The 18,140-nt window shown below is 74.0% G+C and carries 18 protein-coding genes; 7 read left to right on the top strand and 11 right to left on the bottom strand.

Annotation, left to right across the window (positions count from 1 at the left end; genetic code table 11):
* Positions 1-12: 12 nt before the first annotated feature.
* The 5 genes from BMX97_RS13635 to BMX97_RS13615 all read right to left on the bottom strand — a co-directional run bounded on the left by BMX97_RS13635 (position 13) and on the right by BMX97_RS13615 (position 7,090).
* A complete protein-coding gene (locus BMX97_RS13635) occupies positions 13-2,916 on the bottom strand; it encodes a bifunctional [glutamine synthetase] adenylyltransferase/[glutamine synthetase]-adenylyl-L-tyrosine phosphorylase (protein ID WP_091750837.1) in 2,904 nt (967 codons plus the stop codon).
* The gene (locus BMX97_RS13630) at positions 2,913-4,343 is read right to left on the bottom strand and encodes a sensor histidine kinase (protein ID WP_244538439.1); all 1,431 of its coding nucleotides are present in this window, start codon (positions 4,341-4,343) and stop codon (positions 2,913-2,915) included. Before BMX97_RS13630 ends, BMX97_RS13635 begins: the two co-directional genes overlap by 4 nt.
* Positions 4,344-4,399: 56 nt before the next feature.
* Positions 4,400-5,089, bottom strand: a complete 690-nt coding sequence (locus BMX97_RS13625; RefSeq protein WP_091751399.1) for a response regulator transcription factor — start codon at positions 5,087-5,089, stop codon at positions 4,400-4,402.
* Positions 5,090-5,495: 406 nt separating this feature from the next.
* On the bottom strand, positions 5,496-6,236 hold the full coding sequence (locus BMX97_RS13620) for a YoaK family protein (protein WP_091750830.1): 741 nt from the start codon (positions 6,234-6,236) through the stop codon (positions 5,496-5,498).
* Positions 6,237-6,460: 224 nt separating this feature from the next.
* The gene (locus BMX97_RS13615) at positions 6,461-7,090 is read right to left on the bottom strand and encodes a pyridoxamine 5'-phosphate oxidase family protein (RefSeq protein WP_091750827.1); all 630 of its coding nucleotides are present in this window, start codon (positions 7,088-7,090) and stop codon (positions 6,461-6,463) included.
* Positions 7,091-7,257: 167 nt separating this feature from the next.
* Between BMX97_RS13615 and BMX97_RS13610 the strand changes: the two genes are divergently transcribed.
* Positions 7,258-8,076 (top strand): thioredoxin domain-containing protein, encoded by an 819-nt coding sequence (locus BMX97_RS13610; RefSeq protein ID WP_244538414.1) that lies wholly within the window; start codon positions 7,258-7,260, stop codon positions 8,074-8,076.
* Positions 8,077-8,199: 123 nt separating this feature from the next.
* Complete coding sequence (locus BMX97_RS13605) at positions 8,200-9,033, top strand: beta-keto acid cleavage family enzyme (protein ID WP_091750824.1); 834 nt, start codon at positions 8,200-8,202, stop codon at positions 9,031-9,033.
* Between the two features lie 24 nt (positions 9,034-9,057).
* On the opposite strand, the gene BMX97_RS13600 is transcribed toward BMX97_RS13605, so the two are convergent.
* From BMX97_RS13600 to BMX97_RS13590, 3 genes are all read right to left on the bottom strand, one after another.
* On the bottom strand, positions 9,058-10,122 hold the full coding sequence (locus BMX97_RS13600) for a lytic transglycosylase domain-containing protein (RefSeq protein ID WP_091750821.1): 1,065 nt from the start codon (positions 10,120-10,122) through the stop codon (positions 9,058-9,060).
* A 235-nt stretch (positions 10,123-10,357) separates the two neighbouring features.
* Positions 10,358-11,722 carry a DUF5666 domain-containing protein gene (locus BMX97_RS13595; RefSeq protein ID WP_091750818.1) on the bottom strand — a complete coding sequence of 455 codons (1,365 nt, stop codon included), beginning with the start codon at positions 11,720-11,722 and terminating at the stop codon, positions 10,358-10,360.
* Between the two features lie 11 nt (positions 11,723-11,733).
* Positions 11,734-12,585, bottom strand: coding sequence for a DUF6502 family protein (locus BMX97_RS13590; protein ID WP_091750815.1), 852 nt, complete (start codon positions 12,583-12,585; stop codon positions 11,734-11,736).
* 158 nt (positions 12,586-12,743) lie between these two features.
* Between BMX97_RS13590 and BMX97_RS13585 the strand changes: the two genes are divergently transcribed.
* The 3 genes from BMX97_RS13585 (at position 12,744) to BMX97_RS13575 (ending at position 14,089) form a co-directional block, all read left to right on the top strand.
* Positions 12,744-12,950: a hypothetical protein gene (locus tag BMX97_RS13585; protein ID WP_091750812.1), complete on the top strand. Its 207-nt coding sequence runs from the start codon at positions 12,744-12,746 to the stop codon at positions 12,948-12,950.
* 16 nt (positions 12,951-12,966) lie between these two features.
* Entirely contained in the window at positions 12,967-13,182 is a 216-nt protein-coding gene (locus tag BMX97_RS13580) for a hypothetical protein (protein WP_091750809.1), read from the top strand.
* 127 nt (positions 13,183-13,309) lie between these two features.
* Complete coding sequence (locus BMX97_RS13575) at positions 13,310-14,089, top strand: outer membrane protein (protein ID WP_091750805.1); 780 nt, start codon at positions 13,310-13,312, stop codon at positions 14,087-14,089.
* 73 nt (positions 14,090-14,162) lie between these two features.
* Here the strand turns inward: BMX97_RS13575 and BMX97_RS34340 are convergent, their stop codons facing one another.
* Both BMX97_RS34340 and aroQ read right to left on the bottom strand, forming a co-directional pair.
* On the bottom strand, positions 14,163-14,444 hold the full coding sequence (locus tag BMX97_RS34340) for a CsbD family protein (protein WP_091750802.1): 282 nt from the start codon (positions 14,442-14,444) through the stop codon (positions 14,163-14,165).
* A gap of 134 nt (positions 14,445-14,578) precedes the next feature.
* On the bottom strand, positions 14,579-15,025 hold the full coding sequence (gene aroQ / locus BMX97_RS13565) for a type II 3-dehydroquinate dehydratase (RefSeq protein WP_091750800.1): 447 nt from the start codon (positions 15,023-15,025) through the stop codon (positions 14,579-14,581).
* A 210-nt stretch (positions 15,026-15,235) separates the two neighbouring features.
* On the opposite strand from aroQ, the gene BMX97_RS13560 reads away from it, so the two are divergent.
* Positions 15,236-15,490, top strand: a complete 255-nt coding sequence (locus tag BMX97_RS13560) for a hypothetical protein (RefSeq protein ID WP_091750797.1) — start codon at positions 15,236-15,238, stop codon at positions 15,488-15,490.
* Positions 15,491-15,600: 110 nt separating this feature from the next.
* Entirely contained in the window at positions 15,601-16,536 is a 936-nt protein-coding gene (locus tag BMX97_RS13555) for a LysR family transcriptional regulator (RefSeq protein ID WP_091750794.1), read from the top strand.
* Between the two features lie 393 nt (positions 16,537-16,929).
* On the opposite strand, the gene mmsB is transcribed toward BMX97_RS13555, so the two are convergent.
* Entirely contained in the window at positions 16,930-18,135 is a 1,206-nt protein-coding gene (gene mmsB / locus BMX97_RS13550; RefSeq protein ID WP_091750791.1) for a multiple monosaccharide ABC transporter permease, read from the bottom strand.
* Between the last annotated feature and the right edge of the window lie 5 nt (positions 18,136-18,140).

Genomic DNA, 18,140 nt, shown 5'->3' with positions numbered 1-18,140 from the left:
CAGGCGTCCCGACTATCTCAGGATCTCCTCGAACGCGGCCCTCACCCCGGCCCGCGTCTCGGCGAGCTGCGCGACCAGGGCCGCCTCGTCGGGCTGGCCCGAAGCGGCGGCGAGGCGGGCGCGAGCCGCCGCCGGTGCGGTGCGGCCGAACTCGCCCTCGACCATCAGGCGCTGCCAGTGGTGCACGTCGTCGAGGAGCCGGTAGGCGGTGACGAGGCGGCCGGCGAGGCCGGCCTCGATCAGGCCGAGGGTCCCGGCCTGCTCCAGCAACTCCGGCGCGGCGAGGCCGACGAGCCCGGGATGGGCCGCGGCGTGCGACAGGACCAGGGCCTGCGCCAGGAAGTCGAGGTCGAGGAGCCCGCCCGGGGCGAGCTTGAGGTCGAGGGGGCCGTGGTCGCCCTTCTCCTTCGCCACGAGGGCCCGCATCGTCCGCACCTCGCGGGCGACCGTCTCCGGGTCGCGGGGCTGGCGCAGGATCGCGGCGGCGGTGGCGTCGGCCTCCGCCATCAGGCCGGGATCGCCCGCGATGGCCCGGGCCCGGGTCAGCGCCATGTGCTCCCACGGTGCCGCCTCCTCGCGCCAATAGGCGGCGAAGCGCTGCCACTGGTTGGCGATCGGGCCCTGGCCGCCGCTCGGGCGGAGCCGCAGGTCGACCTCGTAGAGCCGCCCGCGCCGGGTCGGCACGGTGAGCGCGGCGACGAGGCGCTGGGTCAGGCGGTTGTAGTAGACCGCAGCATCGAGCGGGCGCTTGCCGTCGCTCTCCCGGGCGTCGGGATCGAAATCGTACAGGACCACGAGGTCGAGGTCGGAATCGGCGGTGAGCTGGCGCGAGCCGAGGCGCCCGAGCCCGAGCACCGCGAAGCGCCCGCCCGGCACCCGCCCGTGATCGGCGGCGAAGACCGATTCGACCGCCCGGAGCGCCGAGGCCACCACCGCCTCGGCGATGCCCGCATAGGCCCGGCCCGCGCCCGCGGGCGGCAGGATGCCGGAGAGGAGGCGCGCGCCGGTGACGAAGCGCAGCTGGCGGGCGGCATCGCGGCTGCGGTCGAGGAAGTCCTCGTAGTCGCGGGGCTGGCCGAGGCCGGTGCGGAGCTGCTCGGCCAGCGCTCCGGCCTCGGTCACCGGGGCGACGAAGGCCGGGTCGATCACGGCGTCGAGGACGTGCGGGCTGAACGCCACGGTGTCGGCGAGCCGCGGCACGGTGCCGAGGAGGTCGGCGAAGAGCAGCCGCAGCCGCTCGTGCGAGCGCAGGATGGTGAGAAGCTCGACCGCCGCCGGCATCCGCCCGAAGGCGCGGTCGAGGGCGGCGAGCGCCCCGTCCGGGTCGGCGGTGCCGGACAGCGCCTGGATCAGGGGCGGGACCAGGTCGGTCAGCACCTCGCGGGCACGCGGGCTCGTCACCGCCGGTCGGCGGCCGAAATGCCAGCCGCGCACCGTCTCGGTCGCCCGCTCCGGTGCCCGGAAGCCGAGGCTGCGCAGGGTGGCGAGCGTGCCGGGATCGTCCTCGACCCCGGTGAAGACGAGGTCGCCGACCTCCGCGGCCAGATCGGGCTCGGCCTCGAACAGCAGGGCGTAATGGCCCTGAACCCGGCGCGCCTCGGCGGTCAGCGCGTCGCCGAATGCGGTCTCGTCGGCGTAGCCGAGGAAGCGGGCGAATCGCGCGAGCTTGCCCGGATCCGCGGGCAGGCGCTGGGTCTGTTCGTCGGCCACCATCTGCAGCCGGTGCTCGACGGTGCGCAGGAAGCGGTACGCCTCCCCCAATTCGTCGCGGGCCTCCGGGGTGATCCAGCCCTCGTCGTGCAGCGCGCCCAGCATCTCGAGCGTGCGACGGCCGCGCAGGGACGGGCGGCGCCCGCCGAAGACGAGCTGCTGGGTCTGGACGAAGAACTCGACCTCGCGGATGCCGCCGCGCCCGAGCTTGATGTCGTGGCCCGCCACCGCGATGGCGCCGTGGCCGCGCACGGCGTGGATCTGCCGCTTCATCGCGTGGACGTCGGCGATCGAGGCGAAATCGAAGTACTTGCGCCAGATGAAGGGCCGCAGCTCGGCGAGGAATTTGTCCGCCAGGGTCCGGTCGCCCGCGACCGGACGCGCCTTGATGAAGGCGGCGCGCTCCCAGTTCTGCCCTACCGTCTCGTAGTAGGTGTAGGCCGACGGCAGCGACAGGGCGGTCGGAGTCGAGCCGGGATCGGGCCGCAGGCGGTAATCGACCCGGTGGACGTAGCCGTCGGCGGTGCGCTCCTGCAGGAGCTTGGCGACCGCTTGCGCGATCCGGCTGAAGAACGGCGTCGCCTCGACGCCGGCGCGCAGGGGTGCGGTCTCGGGATCGAACAGCACGATCAGGTCGACGTCGCTCGAATAGTTCAGCTCGCCTGCGCCGAGCTTGCCCATGCCGAGCACGATCAGCCCCGACCCATCCTGGGGCTTCGACGGATCGGGCGGCAGGAACCGGCCGGTGCCGGCGGCCTGGACCAGCGCCGCGTCGACCGCGGCGGCGACCGAGGCGTCGGCGAAGTCCGACAAAGCCGCCGTGACCTCTTCCAGCGACCACACCCCGCCGATATCGGCGAGCGCCACCAGCAGTGCGTGGGCTGCGCGGTTGCGCCGAAGCCTGGCGGCGACGTCGCCACCGGCAAGTCCCGCCGCCCGCTGGTCGGCCAGGATCCCGGCGTTGGACTCCTCCGGCGCGCGCTCCAGGAGCCCGGCGAGCCGGGCGGGATCGCGGGCGGCGAGCCACCACAGGAACGGCGAATGGTCGGCGAGCCCGAGGAGCAGGTCGCGAGCCGGGCCGCCCTCGCCGATGAGCGGCGCGAGGCCGGGCGCCTCGGCAAGCAGATCGGCGACGCGAGAATGCGCGCGCTCCGGGTCGGCGAGGCGGGGCGCCCGGGCGAGACGCGCGGAGAGCGAGCCGGTCACGCCGTCGTCTCCCGCGGGGCTTGAACCTCCCGTGCGGCCGGCGCCGGCAGGCGCAGCACGGCGCGCAGGCCCGGTGCGTTGTCCTCCAGCACGAAGGTGCCCTGGTGCAGCCGCGCCACCGCGTTGACGAGGCTGAGGCCGAGCCCGAAGCCCGGCCGCGTGCGGGCGGTCTCGAGGCGCACGAAGCGCTCCAGCACCCGGCCGCGATCGGATTCGGGTATCCCCTCGCCCTGGTCGGCGACGGCGAGCAGCACGGCCCCGTCCTCGCGCCGGGCGGTGACGCGGACCACCGGCGGGACCGCCGGATCGGCCGGCCTCTGCCCGTACTTCAGGGCATTGTCGATCAGGTTCGCCATCGCCTGTCCGATCAGCTCGCGGCTGCCGTGCAGCAGGAGACCGTCCTCGACCTCCGTCCGCAACCCGACGCCGCGTTCCTCCGCCACCGCTTCGTACAGCTCCCCGACCTCGAGCGCGACTGCGCCTGCGTCGAAATCCGCCAGCCCCTCGCGGGCGTTGCCGGCCTCGAGGCGTGCGATCATCAGGAGCGCGTTGAACACCCGGATCAGGTTGTCGCTCTCCTCGATGTTGGCCTCCAGCGCGGCGCGCAGGGCATCCGGGTCGTCGCCCTCGCGCAAGGCCGCGTCGGCCTTGTTGCGCAGGCGGGTGAGCGGGGTCTTGAGGTCGTGGGCGATGTTGTCCGAGACCTCGCGCATGCCGCGCATCAGCTCGCCGATGCGGTCGAGCATGGCGTTGAGGTTGCTCGCCAGCCGGTCGAGCTCGTCGCCGGTGCCGGCCAGCGTCAGCCGCCCGTCGAGGTCGCCCGCCATGATGCTCCGGGTGATCTCGGTCATGTGGTCGACGCGCTTGAGCACCCGCTGAGCGATGAACCAGCTGCCGAGGAAGCCGAGGCCCACCACCAGCATCAGCGACCAGGCGAAGGCGCGCCCGATCACCGCCCGCAGCCGGTCGCGCTCCTCGACGTCGCGGCCGACGAGGAGGCGGAAGCCCCCCGGCAGGGTGAAGATGCGCACGATCGCCCGGTGCTCGACGCGGTCGCCGTCGGTGCTGCGGCCGTAGGTCGTCTCGGTCTGGCCGGGCTCGTTCAGCACCCCGGGCGGCAGGGTCTCGACGTTGCCGACGACGTGCTCGCCCGCCGGTGTGGTGACGAGGTAGAGCGAGGCGCCGGGCTCGCGCGAGCGGCGCTCGACCACGCTGACGAGGCGGCGGATGCCGCCCGCGGCGTACTGGTCGGACAGGCCGTTGATCTCGGCCTCGATGGTCGAGACGATCTGGTCGTCGAGGACGCGCCGGGCGTTCCAGGCGACGTAGCCGAGCGCGAAGAACGCGAAGGCGGCGAAGACCAGGAGGTAGGCCAGCGAGAGCTTGAAGGCGGTGGTGCGAAACAGCGTGCCGAGGCGCACGAGCACGCCGTCGGGCGTCGCGGCCTGGCCCGCCGGCGCCGGCGGGGTCGCGGTCCGGACGCTCACGCCTCGCCGCCGGCGCGGACCATGTAGCCCGCCCCCCGCACGGTGTGGATCATCGGCCGCTCGAAGCCCTTGTCGACCTTGGCGCGCAGGCGCGAGACGTGGACGTCGATGACGTTGGTCTGCGGGTCGAAATGGTAGTCCCAGACGTGCTCGAGCAGCATCGTGCGGGTGACGACCTGGCCGGCATGGCGCATCAGGTATTCGAGCAGGCGGAATTCCCGCGGCTGGAGCGGGATCTCCTGGCCGGCCCGGGTCACCCGGTGCGACAGCCGGTCGAGCTCGAGATCGCCGACGCGGTAGCTCGTCGCCTCCGAGGCCGCGGCGCCGCCGCGGCGGCGGGCCAGGACCTCGATCCGCGCCATCAGCTCGGAGAAGGCATAGGGTTTCGGCAGGTAGTCGTCGCCGCCGGCCTTGAGGCCCTTCACCCGGTCGTCGACCTGGCCGAGCGCCGAGAGGATCAGCACCGGGGTCTCGACGCCCTGCTCGCGCAGGGAGCGGATCAGCGACAGCCCGTCGAGCTTCGGCAGCATCCGGTCGACCACCAGCACGTCATAGGCGCCCTCGCGGGCGAGCGCATAGCCGTCGAGGCCGTCATCGGCGGTGTCGGCGACGTGGCCGGCCTCGCGAAAAGCCTTGGACAGGTAGCTGGACGCCTCGCGGTCGTCCTCGATGATCAGGAGGCGCATGTCGGACATTCTAGGGCAGTTCCCGGGCGCGCGGGAGAGCGTCCCGCGCCGGGATCCTGGCGCCTCGGACCCGGGGCGGTCCCCGCCCCGGCGCACCGCGCCGGGGGAGGAGAACCGGCACGGTGCATCGGGCGTCGCCGAGGAGGGTCGGCAGGCCGAGCCGGGGGACTCGGCCTGCCGTGGCGCAAGGCGCCGGGTCGTCTGGGGGGCGATGATGGTGACCCGGCGCCCCGGCCCTCGGGGCCTGGAACGCGCCGGCGCCCCGGGGGTGGGAGGCGCCGCCGCGTCCGGCGACCATCCCTGTCTAGGCTCCCCGGGCTTACGCCCGTGTCTCCGCACCATGAACTCCACGTAATCCTGGCTGCGGGCGACATCCTCCCGCGGGCGACGCCCGCGGGAGGATGCGTCACACCACCGGCGGCGCCGTCGCGGCGGCGTCGGGCGCCGGGGACTTCGTGCCCGAGACCAGCGGCCCGTCGCCGTGGACGAGCGTCATGACGAGCGCGACGACCGCGAGCAGGGCCGCCACCACGGCGGGAACCAGGAACGCGCTCTCGCCGAAGGCGGCGTGCAGCAGGCCGCCCGAGATCGCCCCGAGGGTCAGCGCGGCCCAGAGCGGCGCCTGGATCCAGAACGACGGCGAGGGGTGGCCAAGCAGCAAGTTGGCGAGCCCGGTGCCGAAGCGCACCACCGCACCGGTGACGTAAGTGAGCGCCAGGCTGCGGCCCTCCTCGTCCTGCAGCACGGCGTTCTGCATCCCGAGCGCCAGCACGATCGGGTAGGCGTGGAGCGGGAACTCGAAGGGCCCGCGCGGCATCAGGAGGCCGACGGCGAGGAGCAGCGCCTGCAGGGTGAGGAGCACGGCGAGCCGCCAGTAGCCGACCGCCGCGGCCAGCAGCGTGCCGATGAACGCCCCGAAGCAGAACAGCGCGATGGTGCTGCCGACCCGGGTGACGTTGCCCCAATCGCCCAGGCTGACCGCGACGCCGAAGCGGGTGGTGTTGCCGCTCATGAAGGACATGAACAGCTGCGAGAATTCGAGGAACCCGATCGCGTCCGCGCAGCCGGCCAGCGCCGACAGGGCCAGCGCGAACGGTACCCGCGTGCTCGCGGCGGCCGGAAAGGCCTTGGTTTCCTTCTCTGCCATTCACCCCTTCTCCTCGTGCTGCCCTGGGGGCAGATTGATTGCCCATGCGGAACCGTGCCGGAGCGGAACGGTTCCGTTGCGCGGCATCGAACGCGGTGCGAGACGGTTGGGGTGTGCGGATTCTCACTTCGGGTGTCGGGGCCGCCGGTATCCCTGCCGCCGGAGGAGGATGGTCCCTCCCTCACCGGACGTGCCCCGGGCACGGGATGGCGCGCGGCGCCGGCTCAGTAGAGCCGGGTGCGGTAGGATTCCTCCATCAGCCGCTCGGCCTCGGCGACGCCGATCGCGCCGGTCTGGTCGGACAGGATGCGGCCGAGGCTCGGGACGCTATCGCGGGATACCTGCGCCGCCGGGTCCCACAGCCGGGCACGCATCACCGCCTTGCCGCAATGGAAGAACGCTTCGCGCACCGTGACGACGAGCCCGGTCGTCGGCACCTTTCCTTGCGCGGCGAGCGGCGCCAGCAGGGCGGCGTCGGTGGTGAGGCGGGCGGTGCCGTTCACCCGCAGGGTCTCGGTGACGCCCGGCACCAGGAAGATCAGGCCGATGCCCGGCGCCGTCAGCAGGTTGCCGAAACTGTCGGCGCGGTTGTTGCCGCGCCGGTCCGGGATCAGCAGGGTGGCGTCGTCGAGGACCTGGACGAAGCCCGGCGCGTCGCCCCGGGGGCTCGCATCGGCGCGGCCCTCGGCATCGGCGGTGGCGACCACCAGGAACGGCGAGAGCGCGATGAAGGCGCGGGCATGCGGATCGAGCCGGGGCAGCACCTTGCCCTCGGCGAGGCGGCTGACCGGGCCCATATGGCCGCGCAGGTCGTCCTCGGTGCGGATCTCCGCCCCGGTGCGCGTCTCGTCCATCCAGCTCTCCCGCTCATGTCCGGGCGTGGGCCCCGTCACGCCTGCGGCCCGTTGTCCGGCGCACCCGCCCCGGCCCGTCACGCCCTATCTCGACCAGGGTGCGGCCTGCGGGCGGGCCAGGCAAGGTCCGCGACACGGCAAGGTTCACGGCGAGGATCGGACAAGCGATGAGACGTCCCGGCCGCCGGCCGTTCCGAGGCGCGCGCCGCCTCGCCGCCGCGGCTCTTCTGACCGCCCTCGCCCATCCGGCCGCGGCGGGCCTGACGCCGAAGGATCTCGCGGGGGTCGCCCTGGCGCCGCCGCCGGATGCCCGCGCGCCCCTCGATGCCGCCTTCACCCGGGCCGCGGACGGACGCGGCACGAGCCTCGGCGAGGCGATGGGCGGCCGCCCCACCCTGCTGATGCCGCTCGATTATGCCTGCCGCAACGTCTGCGACCCGATGCTGGCGGTCGCCGGCACGGCGCTTGCCGCCACCGGCCTGCAACCCGGCACCGATTACCGGCTGGTGACCCTCGGCTTCAATCCGCGGGCCGATGCGGGCCAGGCCCGCGCGATGGTGGCCGAGCAGCTCGGGACCGGCCCCGTCCTGGACCAGGCCGTGGTGCTGCTGGGCTCTCCCGCCCCGGTCGCCGCGGTGACGCGGGCGGTGGGCTACGCCTACGCGTACGACCGGGACACCGAATCCTACGCCCACCCGGCCGGCGCCCTGGTTCTCTCGGGCGACGGGCGGGTCGCCCGGGCGCTCTCGCCCCTGGCGATGACCGCCCGCGACCTGCGGCTCGCCCTGGTCGAGGCCGGCGAGGGCCGGCTCGGCGGGCTCGCCGACCGGCTGGTGCTGCTCTGCTACGGCTACGATCCGCAGACGGGCGTCTACACCCCGCTGATCCGCCGCATCCTGACGATGTTCGGCCTCGCGACCGTGCTGGCGATCGCCGGGCTGGTCTGGTGGCTGCAGCGGCGGTCGGGCCCGGCCCGTTCGGCGTGACGGGAGCGAACGGTCCCGCTGGGCGGCGGACCGCCGGCGGTGCAGAGTGCGGCGCCGGGCCCCGAATCGCCCGGCGCAGGACGCGGGCCGCGGGGCCGCGAGCGAAGGGAACCGAGCGACAGGATGACAGCCCCCCTCGTGATCACGGTGGCGCCCAACGGCGCGCGCCGCACCAAGGCCGACCACCCCGCCCTGCCGATCGACCCGCGGGAGATCGGCCTCGAGGCGGCGCGCTGCCGCGAGGCCGGCGCGGCGATGATCCACCTGCACGTCCGCGACGCCGAGAACCGCCACACCCTCGACCTCGACCGCTACCGGGCGGCCCTGGCGGCGGTGCGCCGCGAGGCGGGGCCGGAGATGATCTGCCAGGTCACCACCGAGGCGGTCGGCCTCTACAGCCCGGCCGAGCAGATGGCGGCGATGCGGGCGCTCAAGCCCGAGGCGTTCTCGGTCGCCCTGCGCGAGCTCTTCGCCGAGCCGGAGGACGAGGCGGCGGCCGCCGCCTTCCTGGCCGAGCAGGCCCGGGCCGGCGTGCTGGTCCAGCACATCCTCTACGATGCCGGCGACGTCACCCGCTTCCAGGGGCTCGCCGCCCGGGGGCTTATCCCGCTCGAGCGGGCGAGCGTGCTGTTCGTGCTCGGCCGCTACGCGGTGGGCCAGCGCTCGGACCCCGCCGACCTCCTACCCTTCCTCGCCGCCTGGACGTCGGAGCACCGTCTCGACCTGCCCTGGGCGTTGTGCGCCTTCGGCCCCCGGGAGGCGGCCTGCCTCGTCGCGGCGGCGGCGCTCGGCGGTCACGCGCGGGTGGGGTTCGAGAACAACCTCTGGCGCCCCGACGGCCGTCTGGCCGCGAGCAATGCCGCGCAGGTCGCGGACCTCGCCGGCCTGGCACGGGCGCTCGGAATCGCGGTCGCGACCGGGGCGCAGGCGCGGGCGCTGTTCGCCGGGGAGGCGTGACGGGGCCGCCGGCCCCGGGGCCGGCTACTGGCTGACGGCGGCCGCGGCCGGCTCGGGAGTCGCGGCGGCGGTCTGCGGCACCGGGGGCGCCGGCTTGCGCACGACGAAGTGGCGGAACTCGACCGGGCGGCGCGGCGGCATCGGCATCGCGGGCTTCGCCTCTTCCGCCGGAGCTGCGGCGGGATCGAGGGCGGCAACGGTCGTGGTCGCGGCGGGAACGGCGCGGGCCGGATTGGCCGCGAGGCTGATCGTCTGGCCAGAGGTCGGGAAGGGCGAGGCGGCGGCGGAGCCGGCATAGGCCAGGGCGGCGCCCGCGACCGGCTCCGGGGCGGCGTGGAACGCCAGGGAGGCGGGGCGCACCGGCGGCAGCGGCACCTTGACCACCGGCTCGGGGAGGTCGGGCAGCTGGTACTGCGAGGGCGCCTGCGCCTGGGTGCCCGTCGGCTGGAAGGCCGCCGCGGCGACCTGCTGCGGGGCGGTGGTGGGCGGCGGCAGGACGTACTGCGTCGTCGAGCCGGTCGGGGCGAGCGCGGTGGAGAGCGCGGCGACCGACGGGTCGGCGGAGGCGGTCGCGGTCGTGGCCGCGGGCCGGGCGCCGAAGACGTTGGAGAGGAACTTGCCGAGGGGGTTGGGGCTGGCGGCGACGTCGCGGACCTGCGGCGCCTCGAGCTCGGCCACGTCGGTGCGGACACCGGCGCGCTTGGCGGCGTAGTAGTAGCCGCGGGCGTAGTAGCTGTAGGCCTGGGACTCGTTGCCGTGGGCGGTCTTGTAGGCGCCGGCCAGGTAGGCGACGCCGTAGGTCAGGTTGATCTTGGCGTCGAGCAGGCCGGAGGCCGGGCCGCTATAGCCGAGGGCCCGGGCGGTGCCGTGCTTGATCTGCATCAGGCCCATCGCGCCGCCGCGGCCGACCGCACGGGGATTGTAGCCGCTCTCCCGCTTCACCACCCGGTGGATGAAGCTCGCCGGGACGCCGTTGGCCTTGGCATGCGCCTCGATCAGCGCGTCGATGTTGTCGCGAACCGGGCTCACCTGGGCCGTGGCCGGGAGCGGCGCCGCGACGGCGACGGCGATGAGGAGGCGCTTGCGCATGCAGGACCTGCTGGAGGAGGCCGGTGCGCTGCCGCACCAACGGGAAGGCCCATCCTGCTCCGTTTCAAATACGGCGGGAAAGAGACTTGGCCGTTCCAGGGCCGAACTTGGCCGTTAACTCCACCGGAAAACGGCCAGGTTTCGCACTGCGGTGTGGCCCGGCGGGCACAGGATCGGCGTGTTTTTCGGTTTCCCCAGGCGCCGGCCCGGCGCTGGCGGGACGGGTGATTCGCCCCTAGCGCCGTCCGCCGCCGCCGAAGCCGCCGCCGGGTCCCGCGCCCCCGAACCCGCCGCCGGGCCCCTCGCCGCCGGGACGGCCGAACCCGCCGGGGCCGCCTTGCCCGCCGAGCCCCCCCGGCCCCCCGAAGCCGCCCGGTCCCCCGAAGCTACCTGGACCACCGAACCGGCCCGGCCCTTCGGCGCCCGGCATCCGCATGTCGATCTCGCCGCGGCCCGGTTGCCCGCCCTCGCGTCCGCCGAACGGGCGCTCGCCGCCGGGACGCCCGTTCGGGCTCCCTTGCCCGCCGCCCGGCCGACCGGGCGATCCCTCCGGGCCGCCGCGACCCGGCCCACCCCGGCCGGGCCCCCCTTGTCCGGCCCGTCCCTGCCCGGGACCACCTTGTCCGGCACCTTCGCCCTGCCCCCGTTCCCGCCCGGCCGGGTCGGGCCGCAGGCGCACGGCGTCGAGGTCGATCCGGCCGCCGCGGCCGGCGCGGCCGTCGAGGACCGCGAGGCCGCCGCCGGCCGGGACGAGGCTGCCGCGGCCCGCCACCGCGTAGCCGGCCCCGGTACGGAAGCCCCCCCCGCCCTCGCGCGCGACGTAGGCCTCGATCGAGAGGCGCCGGGCCTCCGGTCCGAACGGCTCGCTCGCCGGTATCGCCCGGGTCACCGACAGGCGGCCGCCCGCCAGGCTTCCCTCCGCCACCGCCCGGCCGCCTGCGAGCGCCGCATCCATCCCTGCAAGCGGCAGGTTGCCGATGCGCAGGGCCCCGGCGGGCCCGCGCCGCACCGGGCCGGCGACGAGATCGGGGGCGCCGCCCGCCGGGTCGATCCGGCTCGCCGCGATGCTGCCGTCCGGCCGTCGCAGGCCGCTGACCGCGATCCGCTCGCCGACCCGTGGCCGCGGCATCTCGGGCGGCAGGCCGGCGGTGACGACCGTCTGGCCGAGCACGGTCAGCCGGTCGGGCGCGGTGCGCTGGACCGGGCCGACGACCTCGTGGATCACCGCGATGCCGGCGGTGGCGAGCCCGGATTCTTCCCCGACCGCCAGCGTCCGCACGACCTGGCCGACCCGCAAGTCGGCGACCCCGGCCGGGCGCCCGTCGATCGTCACCGCCACCTCGGGCGGGTAGGCGATGCGCAGGTCGTTGACGATGATGCTGCCGAAGCCCCGGATTGTGCCCACGACGCCGGTGCCGCCGATGCCGCGGTCGCCCTCGTCTTCGGCCCCCGGGCGGATGCCGGTGCCGCCGATGCCCTGGTCCAGGATCTTGTCGCCGGCCGCCCGCACCGGCCCGGCCGCCGCCAGCCAGGCGACGCCGGAGAGGAGGCGCAGCAGACCGCGCCGGGACAGGGACGGGGAGCGGGGCGGGTGTCGCAAGGGCCGGGTCCTCACGGCGCACCGCTCTCCGGCGCCGGCGGGACCGGGCGCGGGGCGTCCTCGGCGTAGATGTAGATGCCGAAGTTCCAGCGCGCCTCGCCGCCGGGATCGGTCTCGCAGGCCGCGTGCGCCTCGCGGTTGGCCTGCTGCAGCGCCTCCATGGCGATCTCCCGCGCCCGCGCCTCGAGCCGCCGCGCCAGGGCCGGCGAGAGCCCGTCGTAATGCACGGCGCGCTCGAGGAAGCGCGGCTTCTCCTCCAGGATGTTGGCGACCGAGGCGGCGATGTGGTCGTGCAGGTTGCGGCCGAAATAGTAGAGCTGCTGGCTGCCGCCGCCGCTCGGCACGAAGGCGGCCTCGGCGAGCACGATGCGCTCCTCGGCGTCCAGGGTGACGAGGCCGCGGTCGAGCCACTCGTCGAGCACCGCGCGGGGGCGCAGGTCCCGGGTCACCGAGGCGACGAGGCTCTCGAAGGACGGCCCGCTCTCCGCCGCGCGCGGCAGCGGGCGCGGGCGTCCGTCGGCGTCGGTGAAGTCCGGGGCGGCGACCCAGCGGGCGATGATGCGGCTGGTGCGCGAGACCGCCGCCGGCACCGCGCTCACCGGGGCCCCGGCCCCGCGCAGGCGGCGCACCTCCTTGCGGTGGATGCCGGTGAGCAGGCTCACCCGGCTGTCGGTCTGGTCCTTGCCCGGCAGCGCGAAGTCGTACTCTGCGACGTTCACGTAGAGCTCGCGCAAGAGGTCCGTCAGCGCCGGGAAGGTGATCCCGCTGCGCACGAACAGGCGCACCAGCGGGCGCAGCAGGCGAGCGAGCGGGGCCTGCAACGCGCCGGCATCCGGCGGCACTCTGGGGGTCGGCTCTGACATCACGGTCGTTGTAGCGAACCGCTCGTGGGACACAATCCCACAGCTCGGCGACGCCCCGCGATTTCCGATTGACGTGGGAATTTTGCCCACATAAACGAATGGCGTGGTCGGATTTCCCACGCCGGGAGCGGTCACAGGTTCAGCCGCAGGACGCTTCGATGGCCCGCCCCCTTCCCCTCTCGTGCCGTTCCACCGGTCCCGAGCCGATCCGGCTCGACGCCGCCCGCCGCCGGCCCGCCCCGCGGCTGCCGGTGGCGATGCTGGTGCGCAGCATCGCGCTGATCGGCGGTCTCGGCCTGCCGGTGGCGGCAGCCGCCCTCGCCGACCTCGCCCACCCGGCGCCCGCCCTCTCCCGGCTCCGCTGACGAAGGACCGTCTCCCATGCTCGAAGCCCTGCGCGGCGACCAGAGCCGCAACACGCCTCTCGGGCGAGCCTTTCCGGCGCCGCAGGTCGAGATCGGCGTCCCCGCCCTCCGCTCCCGGCGCGAGCCGGCCGACGGCGGCGATGCCGTGATCCTCGCCGCCCTGTGCCTCGTCATCGGCGGCGCGATCCTCCTGGTCGCCCTGCAGGCGATCAGCATCGTCCAGAACCTCTGAGCGGGTTCGAACGGGCCGGCGCCGAGCCGGCCCGACGATCGAGAGCCCGGACGGCCCGCCGCCCCGGCTCGACTTCCCCGGCATCTCGCCCCGGCATCCCGCCGAAGACTCACGCACGGCTTCCACGATGATCAGATCGACAAAGGCGCTCGGCCACGCCGGCGCGCTCGCCCTCACGGCTGCCCTCACGGCCCCCCTGGCGGTCGCCACGCCGGCCCTCGCGGCGGACCTGCCGCGCCGGGCGGCCCCGCCGCCGGCCTTCACTCCCGTCCCGGTCTTCACCTGGACCGGGTTCTATGCCGGCGTGAATGCCGGCGCCGGGTTCGGCGGCGGGGGCGGCACCTTCACGGACGCCACCTACGGCACGGTGACGCCCGGCAGCCGCGACGCCGCCTTCGTCGGCGGCGGGCAGATCGGCTACAATTACCAGTTCACGCCGGGATCGGGCTTCGTGATCGGCGCCGAGGCCGACATCCAGGGCACCACCTTCGGGCGTCCCCGCGGCGGGCTCGTCGGCACCACGACCTTCACCGATATCGGCCCGAGCCTCGACTGGTTCGGCACGGTGCGCGGCCGGATCGGCTACGCTTTCGACCGCTTCCTCGTCTACGGGACCGGCGGCTTCGCCTATGGTGGGGGCAGCACGCCGTCCACCGCCTCGTACTATACCGGTACGCTGCCGAGCACCTTCCGCACCGGCCGGACCGCCGGTGGCGGCGTCGAATACGCCATCACCGATCGCCTGAGCGCCCGGATCGAGGCGCTCTACGTCAGCCTCGACCGCAACGGCGGCAGCGGCGGCCTCGTCTACGATGCCGCCACCACCGCCTATTACGGGCTTGGCCGGCCCAAGACGGAGTTCGGCGTGGTGCGCGCCGGGCTGAACTACCGGTTCTCGACCGACTGACCCCAGCAGGCGCCGGTCGAGGAGTGCCGGGGGCGATGCGCGCGCATCGCCCCCGGTGCCTGTCGGGGCGCGCCTACTTGTCGAGGGCGTTCTCGATGGTGTCCTTGGCCTTGCCGCGCTCCTGCAGCGCCTGGCCGCGGAGCTTCTGCTCGCGTCCCTCGGCCTTCAGCGCCTCGTCCTCGGTCAGGTTGCCGACGCCGCGCTTGGCGCTGCCGACCGCCTCGTTGGCGAGACCCTTCAGACGGTCGACCGCGCCCGCCGTCGTCGGCGTGTCGTCGGCGAGCGCCGGGGCGGCGGTCGCCAGGACGAGACCCAGGAGGGCGCAACGGAGCGCCGGGATGCGGATGCTGCTCATGCGGGGATACCCGACAGTTTCAGGGGAGCGCGGTCATACCGGCCGGTTCCGTCCGGGCAATGGTCCGTCCGTACCAGATCGCGCCGCCGGATACCGGTATCGAGCCGGTGTCCCGCCGCGGCCCGGCCTGCCGCTCAAGTCTTCGCGTCGATGAGCTGGGCGATGCGGCGCAGGGCCAGCCCGTAGCCCTGCGTGCCCAGGCCCGCGATGACCCCGTCGGCGCGCAGCGAGACGTAGGAGTGGTGGCGGAAGGCCTCGCGCTTGTGCACGTTCGAGATGTGCACCTCGATCACCGGCGGATCGAAGGTGTTGAGCGCGTCGAGGATCGCCACCGAGGTATGGGTGAAGGCCGCCGGGTTGATGACGATCCCGCCGGCGGTCTCGCGCGCCTCGTGGATCCAGTCGATGATCTCGTATTCGCGGTTCGACTGGTGGAAGCGGATCTCCAGGCCCAGTTCGCCGGCGAGCGCCCGGCAGGAGGCCTCGACGTCGGCGAGCGTCTCGCTGCCGTAGATGTGCGGCTGGCGCTTGCCGAGCAGGTTCAGGTTCGGGCCGTTCAGCACGGTGACGAGGCGGCTCATGAGGGGGGCTCCGGAAGCCAGGGGGTGATCGCGAGGCCCCGTTTAGGCCCCCGCCCGTCCCCCCGCGTCAACCGTGGGCGGGGACGCGGCCAGAGCCGGACGGCATCGCCACGATAGGCGAACGGCATTGGCCCGCGGGGGAGCCCCGGGGCGATGATCCCTCTCGACCAGGGGGCACCCCGCCCCCTCCCACGAACGGATCATCGTCCGATGCGCAGCCTTCTCCTCGCCGGCGCCGTGCTCGCCGCCCTGTCGACCTCCGCCCATGCCTGGACCCAGTCGCTCCTGCACCCCGAGGGCCGGGAGGCCGCGGTCGTCTCCGCGATGCCCGCGCCCCCGCGTTACACCGGCTATGACGATGCGCGCATGCGGCCGGCCCCGGTCCAGGCTCCGCGGGCCGTGCGCTCCACCGCGCCGTCCCGGCCCTCGGACCCGCCGGCCTGGCGCTCCTGCCCGTGGTGCTGACGCGCCGGCCCGCACGGCCGCGTTCCCGCCCCGCCCCCGCGGTGTTAGCCTTCGATCCGTCCCCGCAGCGCCGGGGCTCCCGGGTTGAAGGCTCGCAGCGGAGAGCGACGATGGAGATGCACCAGATCCGCTACTTCCTGGCCCTGTGCGAGGAGCACAACTTCACCCGCGCGGCCCAGGCCTGCCACGTCACCCAGCCCTCCCTCACCCGGGCGATCCATTTCCTGGAACAGGAGCTGGGCGGGGCGCTGTTTCACCGCGAGCGGGCCGGCACGCAGCTCTCCGAGCTGGGGCGCACGGTGCGGCCCTACCTCGAGGAGGTCTACGCCAAGGCGCAGGCCGCGCAGGCCGAGGCCCGCGCCTTCGGCCGCCAGCGCCGCACCCGCCTGACGCTCGGGGTGATGTGCACGATCCAGCCCGACGTCCTGGTCGGGCTGATCGGGGGCCTGCGGGCGCGGCATCCGGACCTCGAACTCGACATCGTCGATGCGAGCGCGAGCGCCCTGGAGGAACGCCTGCTCGCCGGCGGCCTCGAGGTCGCGCTCTACTGCCTGCCGGGCCGCGAGCCGGACGCCCGCCTGCACCACCTCGCCCTGTTCCGCGAGCCGATGGTGATCGCGGTGGCGGCCGCCCACCCGCTGGCCGCCCTCGACGCGATCCGCCCCCGCGACCTCAACGGCCAGCACTACGTCCACCGCCTCAACTGCGAGTTCCGCGGCACCGTCGGGCCGGTCTGGGAGGCGCAGGGCTGCACCGATTGCGAGACGATCTACCGGAGCGAGCGCGACGACTGGATCCTGGCGATGATCGCCTCGGGCCTCGGCTTCGGCTTCATGCCGCGCTCCTGCGTGACCCATCCGGGCGTCGTCGCCCGCCCGCTCGTCGAGCCGGACTTCTGGCGCGAGGTCGCCCTCGTCACCGTCCGCGGCCGGCCGCACGCCCCGGCGGTCGGCGCGCTGCTGCGCGAGGCGATGCGGGCGGAGTGGTTCGGCGCCCCGGCGCTAGCGACCGCCCGGGCGCGCGACGATGCAGGAGCCGACGTCTAGAGCGGCGCCCGCTCGGGCCGCATCACGATACACGACACTGGCTGGGCCCCGTGCCGCCAGGCTCCGCGGCTCATCGTCGACCAACCCCTTTCCGGGCCCGGTACGGGCCTGCACGACTGAAGCGAAGCGGAAGGAGATCCGGGATCCAGCACGACAAGCCGCGAAGCGTCCTTGCGTCTGCGACGGTGCATCAAGCAGAGCCGCTTCGCGGCACATCTTCCGCTGGGTCCCGGATCTCCTTCCGCTGACGCTCCAGTCGTCCGGGAAAGGGGGCGAGCCCTCATGGAACGTCTGCGGACGGCATCCACATTCTCAGTGTCGCGTAATACGAGGTCCCGGGGCAACGCCCTGCCGCTGGCCGGGTTCGCGCCGGGTGGATCCGGCGCGGATCGTTCAGCGCTTGCGATAATACTGGTCGATGCTGACCGCCCCCAACAGCACCAAGCCCTTGATGACCTGCTGGTAGTCGATGCCGATGCCGAGGATCGACATGCCGTTGTTCATCACGCCCATGATCAGCGCGCCGACCACCGCGCCCGTGACCTTGCCGACGCCGCCCGAGGCCGAGGCGCCGCCGATGAAGCAGGCGGCGATGACGTCGAGCTCGAAGCCGAGGCCCGCCTTGGGGGTCGCGGTGTTGAGGCGGGCGGCGAAGATCAGGCCGGCCAGCGCGGCCAGCACCCCCATGTTGACGAAGGTGAGGAAGGTCAGGCGCTCGGTGTTGATCCCCGAGAGCTTCGCCGCCTTCTCGTTGCCGCCGAGCGCGTAGACCCGCCGGCCGATCACCGTGCGGCTGGTGACGAAGCGATAGAGGAGGATCAGCGCGAACATCACGATCAGCACGTTCGGCAGGCCGCGATAGGTGGCGAGCCAAGTGCTGAAGGCGACGATGACGGCGGCCATAATGGCGTTCTTGAGCGCGAAGGCGCCGATCGGCTCGGACGTGAAACCCTGGCGCTGCTGGCCGAGCCGCCGGCGCAGGTTCGAGCCGACGAGGATGAGAGCGAGCGCCACGCCGACCAGGACCGAGGTGATGCGCAGCGAGCCGCCGGTGACGACGTCCGGGATGAAGCCGGAGCTGAGCTTCTGGAAATCGGACGGGAACGGCCCGACCGACTGGCCGGCGAGCAGCGCCAGGGTGAGGCCCTTGAACACCAGCATGCCGGCCAGCGTCACGATGAAGGACGGGATGCGCAGGTAGGCCACCCACCACCCTTGCGCCGCGCCGATCAGCCCGCCGGCGACGAGGCACAGCACCGTGGCCAGCAGCGGATGCAGGCCCATCTGCACCATCAGCACCGCGGCGAGCGCCCCGATGAAGCCCGCGGTCGAGCCGACCGACAGGTCGATGTGCCCGGCCACGATGACGAGCAGCATGCCCAGCGCCATCACGACGATGTAGCTGTTCTGCAGCACCAGGTTGGTGAGGTTGAGGGGGCGAAGCAGCGCCCCGTCGGTGAAGAACTGGAAGAAGAGCACGATGCCGACGAGGCACAGGATCATGCCGTAGTCGCGCAGCGAGCCCGAGAACGCCTTGGCGCTCAAGCCGGCGAGGGCGGGCGGGCGCGGTGCCTGGAGGGGAGTGGCGGTGTCGCTCATCGTTG

This window comes from Methylobacterium sp. ap11 (assembly GCF_900110515.1).
Taxonomy (GTDB): domain Bacteria; phylum Pseudomonadota; class Alphaproteobacteria; order Rhizobiales; family Beijerinckiaceae; genus Methylobacterium; species Methylobacterium ajmalii.
This window is presented reverse-complemented; position numbering and strand designations above follow the sequence as displayed.